The organism is Bacillus sp. TH17, from assembly GCF_016651125.1.
GTDB lineage: Bacteria > Bacillota > Bacilli > Bacillales > Bacillaceae_G > Bacillus_A > Bacillus_A mycoides.
In genome coordinates this window covers 1,101,190-1,120,344 of sequence record NZ_JAEKEN010000001.1, presented here as the reverse complement: position 1 = coordinate 1,120,344, position 19,155 = coordinate 1,101,190, and the positions used below count along the sequence as shown (strand labels likewise).

General features: G+C 34.9%; 19 protein-coding genes. 6 read left to right on the top strand and 13 right to left on the bottom strand.

The genetic code is table 11. From position 1 onward, the window contains the following. Positions 1-182: 182 nt before the first annotated feature. The 10 genes from resC to JFT95_RS05585 form a co-directional block, all read right to left on the bottom strand. Positions 183-1,340, bottom strand: a complete 1,158-nt coding sequence (resC, locus tag JFT95_RS05630; protein ID WP_061675124.1) for a cytochrome c biogenesis protein ResC — start codon at positions 1,338-1,340, stop codon at positions 183-185. Positions 1,341-1,354: 14 nt separating this feature from the next. Beyond that, positions 1,355-2,980: a cytochrome c biogenesis protein ResB gene (resB, locus tag JFT95_RS05625; protein WP_061675123.1), complete on the bottom strand. Its 1,626-nt coding sequence runs from the start codon at positions 2,978-2,980 to the stop codon at positions 1,355-1,357. 121 nt (positions 2,981-3,101) lie between these two features. Then, on the bottom strand, positions 3,102-3,623 hold the full coding sequence (resA, locus tag JFT95_RS05620; protein ID WP_002141016.1) for a thiol-disulfide oxidoreductase ResA: 522 nt from the start codon (positions 3,621-3,623) through the stop codon (positions 3,102-3,104). 94 nt (positions 3,624-3,717) lie between these two features. Further along, positions 3,718-4,446 carry a 23S rRNA pseudouridine(2605) synthase RluB gene (rluB, locus tag JFT95_RS05615; protein WP_061675122.1) on the bottom strand — a complete coding sequence of 243 codons (729 nt, stop codon included), beginning with the start codon at positions 4,444-4,446 and terminating at the stop codon, positions 3,718-3,720. A 288-nt stretch (positions 4,447-4,734) separates the two neighbouring features. Next, positions 4,735-5,265 (bottom strand): spore maturation protein SpmB, encoded by a 531-nt coding sequence (gene spmB / locus JFT95_RS05610; RefSeq protein WP_002086660.1) that lies wholly within the window; start codon positions 5,263-5,265, stop codon positions 4,735-4,737. After that, positions 5,262-5,858 carry a spore maturation protein SpmA gene (spmA, locus tag JFT95_RS05605; protein ID WP_002086662.1) on the bottom strand — a complete coding sequence of 199 codons (597 nt, stop codon included), beginning with the start codon at positions 5,856-5,858 and terminating at the stop codon, positions 5,262-5,264. Before spmA ends, spmB begins: the two co-directional genes overlap by 4 nt. After that, positions 5,851-6,975 carry a D-alanyl-D-alanine carboxypeptidase family protein gene (locus JFT95_RS05600; protein ID WP_002086664.1) on the bottom strand — a complete coding sequence of 375 codons (1,125 nt, stop codon included), beginning with the start codon at positions 6,973-6,975 and terminating at the stop codon, positions 5,851-5,853. Before JFT95_RS05600 ends, spmA begins: the two co-directional genes overlap by 8 nt. Positions 6,976-7,088: 113 nt before the next feature. Next, positions 7,089-8,003, bottom strand: coding sequence for a superoxide dismutase (locus JFT95_RS05595; protein ID WP_002030730.1), 915 nt, complete (start codon positions 8,001-8,003; stop codon positions 7,089-7,091). A gap of 106 nt (positions 8,004-8,109) precedes the next feature. Next, positions 8,110-8,601: a YpuI family protein gene (locus JFT95_RS05590; protein WP_002086668.1), complete on the bottom strand. Its 492-nt coding sequence runs from the start codon at positions 8,599-8,601 to the stop codon at positions 8,110-8,112. Positions 8,602-8,623: 22 nt separating this feature from the next. Continuing rightward, positions 8,624-9,013, bottom strand: coding sequence for a hypothetical protein (locus JFT95_RS05585; protein ID WP_002030727.1), 390 nt, complete (start codon positions 9,011-9,013; stop codon positions 8,624-8,626). Between the two features lie 186 nt (positions 9,014-9,199). Between JFT95_RS05585 and mprF the strand changes: the two genes are divergently transcribed. Then, positions 9,200-11,782 carry a bifunctional lysylphosphatidylglycerol flippase/synthetase MprF gene (gene mprF, locus JFT95_RS05580; protein WP_002193214.1) on the top strand — a complete coding sequence of 861 codons (2,583 nt, stop codon included), beginning with the start codon at positions 9,200-9,202 and terminating at the stop codon, positions 11,780-11,782. A 4-nt stretch (positions 11,783-11,786) separates the two neighbouring features. Here the strand turns inward: mprF and JFT95_RS05575 are convergent, their stop codons facing one another. Further along, entirely contained in the window at positions 11,787-12,581 is a 795-nt protein-coding gene (locus JFT95_RS05575) for a hypothetical protein (RefSeq protein WP_201051677.1), read from the bottom strand. Between the two features lie 173 nt (positions 12,582-12,754). On the opposite strand from JFT95_RS05575, the gene deoD reads away from it, so the two are divergent. The 5 genes from deoD (at position 12,755) to JFT95_RS05550 (ending at position 17,844) form a co-directional block, all read left to right on the top strand. Continuing rightward, positions 12,755-13,462, top strand: a complete 708-nt coding sequence (gene deoD / locus JFT95_RS05570) for a purine-nucleoside phosphorylase (RefSeq protein ID WP_000110707.1) — start codon at positions 12,755-12,757, stop codon at positions 13,460-13,462. 201 nt (positions 13,463-13,663) lie between these two features. After that, positions 13,664-15,475, top strand: coding sequence for a sensor histidine kinase (locus tag JFT95_RS05565; protein WP_002141011.1), 1,812 nt, complete (start codon positions 13,664-13,666; stop codon positions 15,473-15,475). A gap of 107 nt (positions 15,476-15,582) precedes the next feature. After that, the gene (locus JFT95_RS05560) at positions 15,583-16,113 is read left to right on the top strand and encodes a tyrosine-type recombinase/integrase (RefSeq protein ID WP_000806230.1); all 531 of its coding nucleotides are present in this window, start codon (positions 15,583-15,585) and stop codon (positions 16,111-16,113) included. A gap of 125 nt (positions 16,114-16,238) precedes the next feature. Further along, positions 16,239-16,433, top strand: coding sequence for a DUF3924 family protein (locus JFT95_RS05555; RefSeq protein ID WP_002011737.1), 195 nt, complete (start codon positions 16,239-16,241; stop codon positions 16,431-16,433). 56 nt (positions 16,434-16,489) lie between these two features. Next, a protein-coding gene (locus JFT95_RS05550; protein ID WP_157404958.1) for an IS3 family transposase occupies positions 16,490-17,844 on the top strand; the annotation gives its coding sequence in 2 pieces (ribosomal slippage) (positions 16,490-16,943 and positions 16,943-17,844; 1,356 coding nt in all). 239 nt (positions 17,845-18,083) lie between these two features. Here the strand turns inward: JFT95_RS05550 and JFT95_RS29840 are convergent. Next, the gene (locus JFT95_RS29840) at positions 18,084-18,209 is read right to left on the bottom strand and encodes a hypothetical protein (protein ID WP_001117482.1); all 126 of its coding nucleotides are present in this window, start codon (positions 18,207-18,209) and stop codon (positions 18,084-18,086) included. Positions 18,210-18,251: 42 nt separating this feature from the next. Further along, entirely contained in the window at positions 18,252-19,097 is an 846-nt protein-coding gene (locus JFT95_RS05545) for a DUF72 domain-containing protein (protein WP_201051675.1), read from the bottom strand. Between the last annotated feature and the right edge of the window lie 58 nt (positions 19,098-19,155).

Here is a 19,155-nt window from a genome sequence, read left to right as displayed (position 1 = left end):
ACAAGAATAATAAAGTTTGTTCATTTTTTTTCCAAAACTATGTATTTTTTTTGAACAGTATATTTGGTCCTCGACATCATTTTACAGAATCAACCGCTACTTTGTCATGTTTTTCTCAAAAAAGAAGAAAATTTGACAAAAATAAAATAGGAACGTGACATACACTTTCCTATTTTATTTCTCTATGCATATGAATGTAAACCCGCGATAATTAAGTTTACTACAATAAAGTTAAACATAATGATTGCAAAACCAATCACTGCAAGCCAGGCGGATTTTTCTCCATGCCATCCTTTAGATAAACGTAAATGTAATACCGCAGCATAAAAGAGCCAAGTAATAAGCGCCCAAACTTCTTTTGGATCCCAACCCCAAAAGCGCGTCCAAGCGATTTGAGCCCAGATCATTGCAAAGATTAATGCTCCTAATGTAAACACCGGGAATCCTATCGCAATAGAACGATATCCGATTTCATCTAATAAATCACTATTCGTATTCTTTACTAACGGCTGAAGTGCCGCTGACACTCGCTTACGTAAAACAAGTCTTAATACAATATAAAGTAGCGTTCCCACTAACACTGACCAAATAACAGTATTTAATTTTTTCGCATTTACAATCGCTGGAACTTCAACTGTTGGCTCTAATTTATTTTCTGTCATTAACTTCCCTTCATGCGGTCCAACTAAAGCAGGGAGATTATACTTCATTTCAACTTGTTGTTCATTTTTATCAATCCATTGAAACTTCGCTTCGTATTTCATACTAGAAAATACCGTTGTTATTCCAATAAACCCAACTGTACAAACAAGTGTGAAAACTACTGTCTCTAACCAAAATGTACGTTTGCTTCTCGTTGATTGATCTACATTCTTCAATAAATACATAACGCCCGTAATAAAACTAATTGCTAAAATTGCTTGTCCTGCTGCTGCAGTCGTCACGTGAATATGTAACCAATTACTTTTTAAAGATGGAATAAGCGGAGATATTTCCCTCGGAAACATACTCGCATATGCAATTAATAAAAGCGCAACTGGTAATGCAAAGAGTCCAATTATACTTACGCGGTACATAAAATACATGACAATAAATGCTCCAACAAGCATCATGCCGAAAAACGTACCGAATTCAAAAAAGTTACTAACTGGTGCATGTCCTGATGCAATCCATCTTGTAACAAAATATACTGTTTGTGCAATAAACCCTAAAATTGTAATCGTTATTCCTATATTTGCCCATTTATGACCTTTTTCTTTAATTGCTCCCCCGAAAAATAGAGTTGCAATTAAATATAAAATAAATGCGGTAAAGAGAAAGTTACTACTTATTTGCACCATATCGTTTCCCCACCTTAACTAATTTTTTTATCCACTACTTTATCGCTTGGCTGCGGAATTGCTGTACCTTCTAGTACTCTTTCAATATCTTTCTTTAAACCGAACCAATTTTTATTCGTATGTCCTGCAATCCACCATTCATCATTAACGCGTTGTATCCAAATACGGCGATGATTCCAATACATCCCTTGAATCACACCAACCATAAATATAAATCCTCCAATACCGAGAATCCAAAGCGTTAAATCTTTCCTTACAGTAAGTGCTGTTGCATTTTGCATTTCCACACCTGCAAAGGACATTTTATATTTGTTATTCCCATCTGGTTCTATATTTTGCTGAATACCGACAAAACTCACTTCACCATCTGGTGTTTCAGGCGTAAACATTTTAAACACAAATGCAGGGTTGTTTGGTAATTTCGTTTTCGTATTTGGTCTTCCATTCTCGTCAAAATAAAAATCTGGAAAATAGCTTAATAGTTCTAAAGAATAACCATTTCCTAAATCAAATTTTTCTGTAGGATTCGTTAAATCTACTTTAATCGGTCCCCACTTTTGATTATTTTCTTTGTTTTGCAAATGGAATGACATGCTTTTAAATTCACTTTCTTTGTAATCCACTTGATATACAGCAAATTGATCAAATTTCAGCGGTTCATTCACTCGAATTTCCGCTTCTTTTACTTTTTCTAATTTCGGTTTTTGTCCTGCTATATTTTCGCCGACCGCTTTATATAATACAGCATTCGTTTGGAAGTTTTTCGCAATCATTTTATCGCCTACACGATCAATCGCTTCATCAAAAACTTCCTTGTCCTTACTTTTATCATAAACTTCCTTAATAAATTTCTCGTTTTTTAAATAGTATTGACCATCCGTTCCTGGTATTTCTTTCGTTTCACCGTCACGTAACCAAAGGGCTTCGTCTACGTACATACTCGGTAAAAAACGGAGCATTGCACCGAATAAAAAGATAATGAGACCAATATGATTCACATATGGACCCCAGCGTGAAAACCGTCCCTTTTCAGCTAAAATGTTACCGTCTTCCACTTTCACATTATAATTACGTTTCTTTAAATTAATTTGAACTCGTTCTAAGTCACCTTCATGCGGCGTACCAGTCCCGTGCACTCTCTGTCTTTTCAAAAAACTTGGGTGTCTTTTCACCCCTTGTTTTTTTAAAGCTTTATAAAGAGGAATGACACGGTCTAAACTACATATAACAAGTGAAATACCAATAGAAGCAATTAAAATCATGTACCACCATGATCCATATAAATTATTAAATCCTAATTGATAGTATAATTGTCCTAAAAATCCATACTCGGTCTTATAATATTCAGCTGGTTCGATTCCTGGAGTTATGTACATTTCTTGGGGAAAGATAGTTCCTATTGCCGATGCAGCTAAAGTTATTACGATTAACCATACACCTACTTTTACAGAAGAGAAAAAACTCCAAATTTTATCGACTATCGTTTTTGTATGTGTGAGAGATCTCCGAGCACTCCCCTCATATCTCATATCCAATAATTTTATATTTTCATTACTTTCAAATGGTTTCCCACATGCTTCACAAAAAATGGTTCCTATCGGATTAACATGCCCACATTCACACTTAATTTCTTTCAACACTCTCACCGCCCCTATATCTATATGTACTATTGTATATTCTAACCTCAAGTTACCGCAATACTCAGAATTTTTAAATCAGAGGCACTATAAGGATGCACCTCATATGTAAAGGCTTTCTTTATTACGGAGTAATTTTCTTTAAATATCCTTCTAACTGTTCTTTCGTTTGTTCACCTATAATTTGTTCGACTACTATTCCATCTTTATCAATCAAAAAGCTTGTCGGTAATGGTCCTACCCCATATGTGCTTATGATTTTTGTTCCTTTATCAATAGCAACTGGGAATTTCAAATCATATTGTTTCACAAAGTTCTTAACAGCAATATCTGTTTCATCTGCATCTAACGCAATAATTTCAACGCCTTTTTCTTTATACTTTGGATATAATTCGTTCATATAAGGCATTTCTTTTTCACACGGTTTACACCAAGTGCCCCAAAAGTTTAAAAATACACCTTTTCCCTTTAAATCTTTCAGTTCAATTTTCTTTCCTTCTAAATCTGTCACAACAAAGTTAGGTGCTTCTTTTCCAATTTGCATTTTCTCTTTATCAGCAAAAAATCCTTGATAAAGTGTAAATCCTACAGCACCGCATAAAATGAGTAGAATAATAACACGAAATAATAAGCGATTTTTTTTCATATTGTCTCCCCTCTCTTCGACGAGTGATGAATATATGTATTTTTTAATAAATCACCAGCGGAGCATTCCACTGGTGAAAGTTTCACACTATCGATTAGCGCGGCTTTGTAGAAGCCAATGCACGTAATTGTTTCACCTCATGTGGTGACAATTCTCTCGCATCACCAGGTCGCAAGCTACCTACTTCTAAAAAGGCGTAGCGTTCACGCTTTAGTTTCACTACTTTACAATCTAACGCTTCAAACATGCGGCGTACTTGACGATTACGTCCTTCATGAATCGTTAATTGTACAATCGCAGTCTCTTTACGCTTGTCCCAAGAAATAATTTTCACTTGTGCTGGTGCTGTTTTCCCATCTTCTAATGCAACACCTCGTTCTAACATGCGAATTTTCTCACCTGTTAATGGCCCTTTAATTTTTGCAACATACGTTTTTTCAACTTTATATCTCGGATGCATTAATACATTTGCAAATTCACCATCATTTGTCATCAATAATACGCCAGACGTATCATAATCTAAGCGTCCGATTGGGAATAAACGTTGTCTAATTTCAGGGAAAAAGTCTGTTACAACATTTCTTCCTTTATCATCTGATACACTTGAAATTACACCAGTTGGTTTATATAGTAAAAAATAAACAGGTTCTTCTTTTTCAAGAGGGATGTTATTTACTTCCACTTTATCTTGAGGAGTTACTTTTGTTCCTAACTCCTTCACTATTTTCCCATTAACTTTCACTTTCCCTTGCTGAATTAATTCCTCAGCCTTTCTTCTCGATGCAATACCTGCTTGCGCAATCACTTTTTGTAATCGTTCCATTTCTTTTTTTCACCTCAAATTTATCTTACCTTACATTAGAAAGACTTGGCAACCGCCTAAGCTTTATGCCATTTACTTCGCCTATCTTTAACAACATAGCAATGATGATAAACGTCTAAAGGCATATCACGTTTTCACCCTTTATTATTGTTTACACTTTTTCATGTTGTCCACGCTAAAAGTTCATCATTTTGTCAAAAACACCGCATAAAAAAACCACTATTAAACTACACGTTAATAGTGGTCGTATACGTATTATAAGCTAAATAGCGCAAAAAATGAATAGCATTACCGAAACAATAGGGAAACAAACACAATTGAACAAATAATTCCGATTAAATCTGCAAAAAGTCCTACCTTTAATGCATCTCCCATTTTTCTAATACCGACAGCCCCAAAGTATACTGTTAATATATAAAAAGTCGTATCTGTGCTACCTTGCATCGTTGAAGCTAACCTACCAATAAACGAGTCTGGCCCATATGTAGCGATTAAGTCGGTCGTAATACTTAAACCAGCAGATCCCGAAATCGGACGTATAAGTGCAAGTGGAACGATTTCGGCTGGTACATGAATAAAGTCTAACATCGGCTTCATTACCGATATCATCGCATCTAAAGCACCTGATGCCCGGAAAATAGAAATAGATACAAGCATTCCAACCATAAACGGCAAAATGGAAACCGCAATTTGAATCCCTTCTTTTCCGCCCTCAACGAACGATTCGTACGTTGGAACTTTCTTTATCGTGCCATACAAAAGGATAAAACCAATTACACAAGGAATTACCCATAATGAAATTGTATTTACAATACTCATTTTTTCCGCCCCTTTCTACTCCTTCTCCGGTAAAAATAGCGGTCAATCCAAATCGCTCCAATCATCGATAACACTTGTGCTATAAATGTTACGCCAACGATTTCAGTAGGGTTTGCTGATTCATAAGTCATTCGAATCGAAATGACAGTAGTCGGAATTAATGTAATCGCTGAAGTATTTAATGCTAGAAACGTCACCATAGAACGACTTGCTGAATCCTTTCCACCATTTAACTCTTTCAGTTGTTCCATTGCTTTAATACCTAAAGGTGTTGCTGCATTACCTAATCCAAAAAAGTTCGCCATCATATTTGATAAAATGAATCCCATTGACGGGTGATCCTTCGGTATTTCTGGAAATAATCTTTTTACTATCGGCATAAAAAGTGATACTAACTTCTTTAACAATCCAGCTTCCTCAGCAATTTTCATTAAACCGAGCCAAAATACTAAAACACTAATAAGTCCAATACAAATCGTTACAGCATCTTTTGACCCTTCAAACACTGCTTTGGTCACTTCTTCCATCGTTCCATTTATCATGGCATACACAATCCCTATAACTGCCATCGCTGCCCATACGAGATTAACCATCTATCCCAACACCTATCATGTAAGAGAAGATTTCTTTCACGTTATTCCAATACATTCCCGTTGTAGCTACTAACTTTCGTTTACTGTAAAACAAATTTCGTTCTCCAACTTTCTCGTTCCCTACATAAATTTCTGTCTTCCCAATCTTTACTCCATCCGTAAGTTTTGCACTTTTATCGAGCTCAACTTTCAATAACACGCTCTTTCTTTCCTCTTCAGTTAAAGGTACAGAAAAACTATTTTTCGTATAAACATGATTGGCATATTTCTTTTCATTTATTTCAGCGAGTGCGCCTTGTCCTAAAACTTTCGCTTGCTTATAGCGTTCAAAGCCTTTATCAAACAAATTCATATGATCATCCCAGTCACTAGAAGCACTCAAAGTTACGACAATTAAATCTAGTCCATCTTTCGAAGCTGTTGTGACAAGCGTCCGTCCTGCTTTCTTCGTAAAACCTGTCTTTCCCCCTGTTGCAAATTCATAATAAGATGTCACAAGCTTATGTTTATTTTTCCACGGATAATCCCAAGAATCTGATTTATACGTTTTTGTTCCAAAAATTTTCTTAAAGGTCTCGTTCCCCATTGCATATTTCGTTAATAATGCCATGTCATAAGCCGACGAATAATGTGATCCATCCCCATCCAAGCCATGCGGGTTTGAGAAATGCGTATCTTTCATTCCGATTTCTTTCGCCTTTTCATTCATCAAATATACAAATCCTTCTATACTCCCTCCCACATTTTCAGCAATTACTTGTGCTGCATCATTACCAGATCTAAGCATTAATCCGTAAACTAAATCTTCTAACTTAACTTTTTGTCCAGGTTTTAAATAAATGGCCGATCCTTCTACTCGTACCGCTTCATTACTAACCGATACTAACTCTTTCATTTTTCCTGATTCAGCAGCTAACAATGCTGTCATAATTTTTGTTATACTAGCAATTTTTTGTGGCTCATGTTCTAATTTCCCATATAGCACACGACCGGATTGTTGTTCCATTAAGACTGCGTTACGAGCACTGACACCACCGTTCATTTTTGCATATGCAGGAATTGGCATAACGCTTGCGTACATTATAATTAACGTAATTATTATACAAATTCGTCTCATATTTCCCCCCCACGTCCTTTTGGCACTTTTTGTACAAGTGTATGCTTGGCCTTTTAAAATATGAACGAAATCTTCCTTCCACCTCCACTAAAAAAGACGCATGAGATATGCGTCTAATACGGTGTCCATTCAATTTGCTTCGCACTTTCAAATCTCTTTTCTACATCTGGCCAATTTACAACATTCCACCAATTTTTAATATATTCATCTTTTCGATTTTGATATTGTAAATAATATGCATGTTCCCATACATCCAGTACAAGGAGTGGTATCGTATCCCACTGTGTAAACAATTGATGAAGCGTGCTTTGCAAAATTTCTAACCTTCCTGAACGGGGTACCCATACAAGAATTGCCCATCCTGAACCTTCCACTTTAGAAGCTGCTTCCGTGAAATGCTTTTGAAAACGTAAAAAACTTCCGAAATCTTGCTCAATTTGTTGTGAAAAAGCCCCTCTCGGACTTCCACCACCATCTTTTTTCATGTTATTCCAAAATATCGTGTGTAAGTAATGACCTGATCCATGAAAAGCCGCTTCTCTTTCCCAATGCTTAATTAAATCAAATTGATTTGTTTTTCTCGCTTCTTCCATCATCTTCTCTGCTTTATTTAATCCTTCCACGTAACTACGATGGTGTTTATCATGGTGTAACATCATAATTTCTCGTGAAATGTACGGTTCTAGCGCATTATATGGATAAGGTAATGGCGGAAGGGTATGCCCCCCAATCGGAACAGCTCGTTCGCTATCCCCTCTTTCACATAGTTCATATTCCTCTCCTTCTTGCATAAATACTTCCTGTAAATGGTGTTGAATATGTTCTACATCATCACTTATTTCATACATAAACTCGGCATCTGTGTCGTATTCATGCTCTTTCATACGCTCTAATAACGTTTGAATTTTATAAGCAAGCATATGGACATCATACACTTCCATTGCACGGCTATCTAATACTTGAAGAACACTTTCACACCAGCTTTCTACTTCATGAAAGTAATCTGTAAATACACCTTGCTGACTCATGTCACACCTCCTTGATGCTATCCACTTTAACTATATTCAATTAAAATCCCTTATATAACTGGACAAAAGGAAAAGAAGCTAAGTATCCTTAGCTTCTTTTCCTTAATTAATATTTGTGCAACATTTTTGTTTGGTAATCTGTCTCATAATATTCTAGTTCTTCACGCATCAATTGAAATTTCCCTTCTAAATCCTTCATCATTCGTTCTATAGATCCAGGGGGGATTTGCTGAAAAACAATAGAATTTTTCCCTGTATAAGCAGAACGACTATTTTCATACCAATGATCATTCTTTGGCGAAAAAAACTCTGCAATTACTTGATGGTAAATCTTATATAAAACTGTTTCAGCTGCGGTCTTTCGAAATGGTTGGCTATTCAACAAAACAAAACATGCATCAAGTCCTTCTTCACAAAAAACAAGAAGTCTTCTTATTGATGCTAATATCCCTTTATAGTATTGCTCGTTTCCTGTTGGTGTCTCCTCCAATAAAGAAGGTAACGTATGATAATTCACATAATTAGTTATCAAGGAAATTACATCTTCTAAAAATATAGAAACTTGTTCTGTTTGATTTTCAACCATCAAATTAGACATGGCTTCTCTCTCCTTTGCCGTTTTACGCTATTTCTACTCTTTTATTTTTATGTAATTCAGCTAATATTTCTTGTACTTTCACCACTGTTCCCTCATCAAAGTATCGTTGAAAGTCTGTTACTTCATTGAGATACAAGCGCTTCTGCGCGCGTAGCTCTTTATCTTTCACTAAACAAGCGATCGCTACAATATCTCGTAAATATACGTCTTGTTCTTCTACTTTATAAACTGGATTTCCTTCAAAAGGGATAATTTCTTGTAAAATTTCTTCAAAATATCGAACATATAAGACAGAAAAGGTTTTCTCTTGATTATTTAATATATATGTTACTTCAGATCTATTAAAAAAATCTTCTGATGTATTCGGTTTTGCTTTTTCTAACTCATATCCTGCATAACCTATTATAATCATCTACTTCCCCTCTCTTCCTTCTTTCACCTTATCTTAACTCAATTTTCTAATAAACGAAATATTCTTTTAAATATAACCTATATAAAAAATAGCTTCCCTATACAGGAATTTACCTTTTTATTTTTCTTGAAGTTTGTCATAATAATATTATTGTCTCAGTTTTCTTACACAAGGAGAGTTGTATTTATGTCGTTTTCATGGAAACGTTTCTTACAAATCGGGAAAATAATCTTCCCATTTGTTGTCTTAACAATTGTTTTCTTTCAAGCTAAAAAAGAATTAGCAGGCATTTCTTTTTTAGAAGCAATTGAAACAATTAAAAACATTCCAACTGGTGGGGTATTTTTAGCGATTACACTCGGTGCATTTGCAGTTTCAACAATGTTCTTTTATGACTTTGTTATGCTTCGTTACTTAAAAGCAGATATACCTGTACAAAAGATCTTCCGCATCTCATGGATTGCCAACACTTTAAATGGATTTATCGGTTTTGGTGGTCTTGTTGGTGCCGGTGTACGTACAATGCTATATCGTCCGCATATAAAAGATAATGGAAAACTTATTAAAAGTATTGCTTGGATGACAACCGCTTTTATTAACGGATTAGCCATTCTGTCATTCCTCGGCCTTATTGGAATATTAGACACTAGTTTTATTCTGCACGAAAAACCGTGGTTATGGCCTGTTCTTATCTTCTTTGCTCTTTTCGTTCCTATATATATTGGGTTTTCTAAAATTAAAAATAGAAAAACAAAACAGCTAGACGAACAAGAGGAAGAAGAAGAGAAAAATCCAACTGTTTTATATTCATTAGTTTCATTAGTCGAGTGGGTATCTGCCGGTATCGTTATGTACGTCATTTTAATATTGTTTGGAATTGATATCGAATTTCAAAAGTTTTTAGGTGTTTACGTAATTGCTGCTTTAGCTGGTGTCGTAAGTCTTGTTCCTGGTGGCCTTGGTTCATTTGACCTTGTTTTCTTAACTGGACTAGGACAATACGGCGTTGATACAGGCGTATTACTACCTGCTATGTTATTATACCGACTTGTCTATTACATCTTACCATTCTGCCTAGGTCTCATTTTTGCAGCCTTTGAAATGACAGGAGCTGCCATAAAAAAAATTGAAGATAAACCATTTATTGCACCTGCGTTAGAAACAACTGGTGTAATTTGGACTTTACAACGTGATTTTTTAGGGAAATTAGGTTCATGGGCATCCGCCGCTTTAACAGTATTCGCTGGCTTAATGGTTATTCTATCAACAATTTTACCGACTAGTATAAATCGAGCTCACGCCTTACATATTTTAGCTCCAAAGCACCTTATTCAATTTTCTTTTAGCTTATCATTAACATTCGGTATTCTCCTCCTGATTCTTTCGCGAGGCATATATTATGGAACAAAGCGTTCTTACTATATGACGATTGTTTCTTTAATTGGAGCAGCAATCTTTAATACCCTAAAAGGAATTGACATTGAAGAAACCTTTATTTTATTAATCGTACTTGCTGTGTTGTATATGCTTCGTAAAAGATTTATACGCGAGAAAATGGAAGTCTCACTTTCTGATATCGTAAAAGTATTTATCTTCTTATTACTTACGTTATATTTATATAAAAACTTAGGTATTTTATTTGCGGGTGCAAAAGAAGCGTTCCAACCTGATTTTGTCGTTCGAAATATTACACAAGTTAAACGAAGTGCATTAGCAGCAGCCTTTTTCGTTCCTACTTTTTTACTTATCGGCTCACTAATTGCCAATCGTTACCGTAGTGAATTTCCCGGGCAACCAGCTAATGATAAAAGGTTAGAAAACTTCTTAGATGAACATGGCGGGAATGTACTTAGTCATTTAGGTTTTTTAGGGGATAAACAGTTCTTCTTCAGTAGTGACGGAAAAGCACTTCTTCTCTTTTCAATTACTGGAAAACGTCTTGTTGTACTAGGTGATCCAATTGGTGATCCATCCTCCTACCGCACTGTATTGCAAGAATTTTTGACTGAAGCTGATCGATTTGGGTATATTTGCGTATTCTATCAAATTGAAAGCAAATGGATGAGCTTATACCACGATTTTGGCTACAACTTCTTTAAACTTGGTGAAGAGGCTGTCGTTGATTTAAATACGTTTACAATAACAGGAAAGAAACGTGCTGGTATGCGAGCCACTTTCAACCGTTTTGAACGAGAAGGTTATACATTCTCTATTCATGAGCCACCATTCTCAGACGAATTATACGAGGAATTAAAGAAAGTGTCTGATGCTTGGCTCGGCGGAAAAAAAGAGAAAGGATTTTCACTTGGGTACTTCGATCGTGAGTATATTAGTCGTGCCCCTATCGCTACATTATCTGATGCAGAAGGAAAAATCATTGCATTCACAACCTTTATGCCAGTATATCAAAGTGGCATATTATCTGTTGATTTAATGCGTTATTATCCAGATGCCCCTAGCGGAATTATGGATGCAATTTTTATCCACTTATTCCACTGGGCAAAAGAAAATGAATACCATTCCTTTAATATTGGTATGGCACCACTCTCAAATGTCGGTTTATCAACGCAATCGTTCTGGTCTGAACGAGTTGCTGCTGCAATATTTAATAACGTTCGTTACACATATAGCTTCAGCGGTTTACGACATTTCAAAGAAAAATATAAACCTGCATGGAGTGGAAAATATTTAGCGTTTCGAAAGAATCATTCTTTACCAATTACAATGCTCTCTGTAACAAAATTAATAGGAAAACGAAAAAACAGCTAAGTACTTAGCTGTTTTTTCGTTTTTGCACTTGTATACTAAACTCCTTTTCATACTTCTTACCATTTATATAGAAATTCCCCCATATTTTATATGTTCCTTCTTCTGGAAATGTAATACGATATTGTAATTGCTCATCCGTATCAACAGGAATGGCATATAAAAAATGTCCACTCGTTTCATCAACGATATATAGCGCGTTGACTTCGCCTCTCCCTGAATTTAATTTCAGCTTTTCTCCCTTTTTCGCTTGAAACTGAAATGTTAATGTCGTTGCCTCATTCGGATGTAATGCACCAAATAAAAGAGACACTTGATGCTCTCCTATATTTTTTGTAAGTACAGTATCGACAGGTAGTTTCTTTTTATTCTTGTCCTTGTTTTTCTCTTTTTTTTCTTCACCAAAATCTTGCTTAGAAAATGATTCCACGGACTTGTTTTCATCTTCATACAAAAATATCGTGTACTCTTCACCTTTTGCTACATCTGAAGATAGCTTATACGATCCATTTCCAGCAAATATAGGCTTCGTTTGTTGTATGTTTTTCAAATTCCCATCCACTATCACTGCTCGAATTTGATCGTTCACACCACGAACTTCATTATTCATTTTATTTAGCAATTGAAACGAAATATCGACTTTTTCATTTCCTTCTTTATTTTTCACATCCCATTTCACTTCTTGAACATCTCCGGTCGTTTCTACAGTTTCTTGATATTTTTTTATGTAAAATCCTCCTGCCACAATAAGTACTAGTGCAATAAGCCCAATGACAAGATTTTTCAAAATATCACCTACCATTTTTATTGTCTTTATCCATGCAAAACCTCTTAAATATATATTCTAGATTATGATTTATGAAATCCTCCTCTTTTGCACATATTACAAATAAAAAAGATTTTAATTGAAAGGAGTCGTAGTGTATAATGCAAATGATATTGATTTCTATCAATACATTATAAGGAGGATTTTTCATGAGTGTACATATTGAAGCAAAACAAGGCGAAATTGCTGAATCTATTCTATTACCTGGTGATCCATTACGTGCAAAATATATTGCTGAAACATTTTTAGAGGATGTTACTTGTTATAATAACGTGCGTGGCATGTTAGGTTTTACTGGAACTTACAAAGGAAAGCGTGTATCTGTTCAAGGTACAGGTATGGGTGTTCCTTCTATTTCTATTTATGTAAACGAATTAATTCAAAGCTACGGAGTGAAAAATTTAATTCGTGTTGGGACATGTGGTGCAATTCAAAAAGATGTCAAGGTACGTGACGTTATTATTGCGATGACGGCTTGTACAGATTCTAATATGAATCGCTTAACATTCCCGGGTTTTGATTTTGCTCCTGCTGCAAACTTTGATCTTTTAAAGAAAGCTTACGATGCTGGAACAGAAAAAGGATTACACGTTCGTGTTGGTAACGTATTAACAGCAGATGTATTTTATCGTGAGAGCATGGACATGGTTAAAAAACTTGGAGATTACGGTGTATTAGCAGTAGAGATGGAGACGACTGCTCTTTACACATTAGCAGCTAAATATGGTGTAAATGCATTATCTGTATTAACAGTAAGCGACCATATCTTCACTGGTGAAGAAACAACATCTGAAGAGCGTCAAACTACATTTAACGAAATGATTGAAATCGCTTTAGATGCAGCAATTCAGCAATAGTACACTAAAGAACTCGTCATACGTCTGGCGAGTTCTTTTTTATGCTAAAATACTTCTATAGTCACTGTACCGTCTCTTTATGTGACTTTCTATAAAAAACTACTTTAGAGAGAGACAGATTTATCCCCTCTACTTTTTTGTAACCTTTGTTATAATTAAGAAATCATTTATATTACAGTATTTTTCATACGAGGTGAAACAGTGAAGAACAGAAGCATCGTCTTTAAACTATTTTTATTAACATCAACTTTATTTACAATCATATTTCTCCTTTTTTTCCTTGGACAATCTCTATTTTTAGAGAAGTTTTATATTAATAAAAAAGTAAAAACCGTTCAAACGGCTTTTGAAAAATTCGTAGATAATTATGAAAAAAGCGACAAAAGTTTTGAGGAAATCAGAAAGCTAAAACAAGAATTTCACGATAAAACGAATGCTGAAATGCAATTTTTAGATTCTAACGGCATTATTAAAAGTGAAAACAATTACTACATTGAGGTAATTAACCCTAATAACAATAAAACCTATTCCATCCCACTTAATAATCTTTTAACACCCGAAGAATATAATAAATTCGAAAATTTAGGCTTAAAAAAAGAGGGCATGATTCACGTAGAGGGATTTTTACAAGATAATATAATAACGCCACTAGAACTGACGACTAATTATAATCGATGGCGAAATGAAAATGTCAATTCGGATTTTCAAACAATTAGTGGTAACCCCTCTAAAAATAGACTCACAAATCGATATAAAACTACGTCTCAGATCAGTTTTACCGGTGTGATATCTAAATTACATATCCCTTCCAAATCTGAGGTTCGCCTTGCAAATGATTTTGAAACATTACAAGCTGTTGAATATTTTGCAAGCACTATTAGACAAGGTACTTCTAATTCAAATCAATTAAACACGTATATTTTAGATAGTGGGGAAAATATAAAAAACAGTGTCTTTGTAAAGCCTATTATGGAAAACGGAAAAACTAAGGAGTACGCTTTTGTGATAGCATCTTTACAACCTGTTAATGAAGCGATGCTCGTTTTAAAAGATTATTATGTCTATGCCTTAATTATCGTGTTTCTCGTTATTATTTTGTTATCCTTCTACTACTCAAAAATCATTGTTAAACCATTAATTAAGATAAATCGTGTTACAAAAAAAATGGCCAACTTTGATTTTAGCGAGAAGTTACCTGTTACAGCAGACGATGAAATTGGCGGGTTATCAAGTGGTATTAATACACTCTCTGTAAATTTAAAAGATCGAATCGACCGATTAAATGTTGCTAATACAAAATTACAACAAGATATTGAACGCGAACGTCAATTGGAAAAAACGAGAAAAGAATTCATTTCTGGTGTATCTCATGAATTAAAAACACCACTTAGTGTTATTCGTAGCTTCGCTGAAGGTATTCAAGATGGCGTAAGTAAAGATACGACATATTATACAAATGTTATTTTGGAAGAGACAGATAATATGAACAGGCTCATTGTTGAAATGTTAGAATTAGCAAAACTAGAATCAGGTACGTACAAACTAGAAATGTCGACATTCTCGATCGGTGAATTAATTCAACAAGTCTATACAAAATTATTATTTAGCATGGAGGAAAAACATTTACAAGTGGACATCCATGCTGACTCTTCTCTATTTGTTAAAGCAAATCGTAGCCGTATTGAGCAAGTCGTTGTAAACTTACTTAGCAATGCAATTCGATATACTCCAGATGGTGAAAAAATACACGTCTCTATTATAGAAACGGAAGATACAGTGAAAATCAAAATTGAAAACACAGGTAATCCTATTCCAGAAGAAAGCCTTGAAAAAATTTGGGATCGCTTCTACCGTTTAGACGCTTCTCGTAGCCGTCATACTGGAGGTACTGGCCTTGGGTTATCCATTGTGAAAAACATTTTAGATCTCCATCACGCTGAATACGGCGTGTATAATACCACTAATAGCGTTGTATTTTATTTTAATTTACAAAAAGTAAAAGAAGTCAAATAATTTGTCTTAATTTCACTAGGAGTTCACATGAAATTCACACTCTCCCTTTATAGTAAGAAACAAGTTAATCCTTTCCTTTACACATATAAAAGAGGAGAGTGCGTGAAATGAAACAAGCAGGACAACCTATTCAAAATGAAAAACAATTAGAAACTATCAAAAATATACTTTTACAATCTTCGAAACGTGATGGCTTATTATTCGTATTAGCTGTAAATTCTGGCTTAAAAGTAAGTGAAATCTTACAATTAAAAGTTAGTGATGTAATCGATGAAGACGAAAATGTTCGCCATTCCATTTTATTTTACAATGAAAAAGTAAAGAAACATAAATGGTTTGCTGTAAATGAAGACTTACAGCACGCAATCGAAGACTACATGAAAGAACGTAAAACTTGGAAACGTAATGAACCATTATTAAAGTCTCAAAAAGGAACAAAGTCTATTACGAGACAACATGCATGGTACATTTTAAACAAAGCTGCAAAAGAAGTTGGATTAGAAGGGATTAGCTCACATACACTTCGAAAAACTTGGGGCTATTGTGCATACAAATCAGGTGTTGATATTGCATTTTTACAACACTTCTTTGATCACAGTACTCCATCCAAAACTTTAAAGTATATCGGTATTGCTTAATAACTCTTATACATAAAAAGGTTACCATTTGTAAATTTGGTAACCTTTTTTATGTTTCATATTCTCTTTTCTTGTCTTGTCTCTCCTATACTGTAGTGGTACTCTAATAGTAAGGGGGAGAAATTATGAACACATTAACAATTGAATTACCGAAAGAAACGGCTGAAAAACTTGATTTATTAAAGAAATCTTATGAAAAGAAAACAGGTGCTACAATTTCTGAAAGCACTCTCGTTCAAACACTTATCTCAAAGGAATTTATCCAAGCGATAACTCCTTTTGATTTACAACAAATCATCAATGGAAAAGAACAGCAGTAATTGAACTGCACCCCAATTGTTAGACACAGTCTAACAATTGGAGGTGCAGTTTTTCTATGGCTAAATTTACAGCTGATGAAAAAATACAAATCGTTCTACGTTATTTGAACGGAAATGAAAGTTATCGAGAAATGGGTAGAGCGATCGGTATAAGTGGCACAATCATTTTGAATTGGGTAAACCAATATAAGCAGAATGGTGTGGAAGCTTTTCTAAAACGATGTACAAATTACACACAACAATTTAAACTAGACGTACTAAACTTTATGATTGAAAACGGTATGTCCTTATTTGAGACGGCAGCTATCTTTAACATTCCTGCCCCTTCAACGATTTCTGTTTGGAAAAAACAACTCGAAACACAAGGAATTGATGCCCTTCAATCTAAAAAAAAGGGGCGTCCATCCATGAAAAAAGAGTCAAATAAACAAGTAAAACAAGCTTTAGCTGAAGGGTCAGTCGAAGCACTTGAAGCACGTATTAAACAGCTTGAAATGGAAAATGAGTACTTAAAAAAGTTGAATGCCTTAGTTCAAAACAAGGAAAAGTCACTAAACAAGACAAAGCGCAAGTAGTCTATGAATTAAGGCATAAATATTCGGTGAAGGCACTCGTGGAGTTAGCTACTATTCCACGAAGCACGTATTATGATTTAGTAAAGAAAATGAATCGCCCAGATGTAGATGCCGATTTGAAAGCTGAGATTAAAGTGATTTATGAGGAGAATGAAGGTCGTTATGGCTACCGTCGCATTCGTGATGAGTTAGCGAATCGTGGTCAGAAAGTGAATCATAAAAAGGTGCAACGTATTATGAAAGAGCTTGGATTAAAGTGTGTTGTGCGTATGAAGAAATATAAATCCTACAAAGGGAAAGTCGGTAAAATTGCACCCAATATTTTAGAGCGTAATTTTTATGCAGATGCACCGAATCAAAAATGGGTAACAGACATCACAGAGTTTAAATTATTTGGAGAAAAACTGTATGTATCACCTGTATTAGACTTGTATAATGGTGAGATTATTACCTATACAATTGGTTCTAGACCGGCGTATTCACTTGTTTCAGAGATGTTAGAGAAAGCATTAGAACGTTTACCTGAAAACCACCAGCTACTGATGCATTCGGATCAAGGATGGCATTATCAAATGAGACAGTACGTCCGTACACTTGAATCAAGAGCTATCGTACAGAGTATGTCTCGAAAAGGAAACTGTTACGACAACGCAGTAATAGAGAATTTCTTTGGGATTATGAAGTCGGAGTTCCTCTATATAAAAGAATTTGAATGCATAGAGCATTTTAAAATAGAATTAGAAAAATATATAGATTATTATAATAAGAAACGGATTAAGGCAAAATTAAAAATGAGCCCGGTACAATACCGGACTCATTTGGATCAAGTAGCCTAATGAAATAACCGTGTCTAACTTTTAGGGGTCACTTCATAATTGCTGTTCTTTTTTTATTACTATTTAAAATATAAAGTGAAACTTTAATCAGTGGGGGTTTTGTTCATCCCCCACTGATTATTAGCCTTCACCAATCGGGCGTTTACGGGCAGCAGGGCTCCCACCTAACTTCTTTGCTCCAGCCGAATTTTGAGGTAGGAGTTTTACTGCCGCAAATAGCGGGATAAAAAGTTTTTTACTTATTTTCCGAAAAACCATTGACAATGATAATGATAACCATTATCATTTATTACGAAGCCAACAATTGATGAATCAACCAAACGCTCAGTAACATTGTTACCCCTCTTTTTCATATAGAAAGGCACTGTACATTCCCCCTGTTTGTACAGTGCCTTTCTTGTTTATCATCATTCAAACAAATTTAATTGCTCAGGCTTCGGCTCACCATATGTAATGTTCATCATTTTCATAAGCTGTTTCGCATTATCCGCTGCATCTCCGCCCGAATTATTATTAAACAATACAAATATATCCTTCGTCTTCTTTTTCAATCGCTCTAATCGTTCTACCCATTCCGCCAATTCTTTACTATTATAACGATACAAACAGCGAACCGCTCTCCAATTTTCTCCTTTATCCAGCCAACCATGAACATTTCGGCCATGAAAACGTATTAACGCCATGTCCGAGTTTGTTGCCTCTAATATAAGCGGTACTGATCCTATTCCAGCCTGAGGCTCATCGCAAATTGTATGAATCCAGTTTTCTTTTTCTAAAAACTGTAACGTCTTATCTCTCATTTCTGGATAAAACCATGTTTGATTTCGAAATTCTATTGCACATGGTAAATCTTCCATGTTTTCTTTCGTGTATCGAAGTAAATCTACATTTTTCACTTTACAATCAAACCATGGTGGATATTGAAATAAAATCATTTTTAATTTATTTGCTTCTATTAAAGGAAGAATGGATTGTTTATACACATCAAACATCTCATCGAACGTAGAAAAAGGGATTTCCCCTTTCATATGTCCTGTCATTCCTTGATAGGCTTTTACTATAAAAGAAAAATCTTTCGGCGTTTCCATCGCCCATTTTGTATAATTCCGCGCAGGTTGTATCGCATAAAATGAACTATCTACTTCCACAATGGGAAAATGTTCACTATAAGTTCGCAATTTATTTCTATTTTCATAGGGATTTATATATAAAGAATCATGATCTCCCCACCCTGTCACTCCAATGAAAAGCAAATATATCCCTCCCTTTTTAACTTCACCTTCTATCCATTCTACTCACTTCCCGGACATT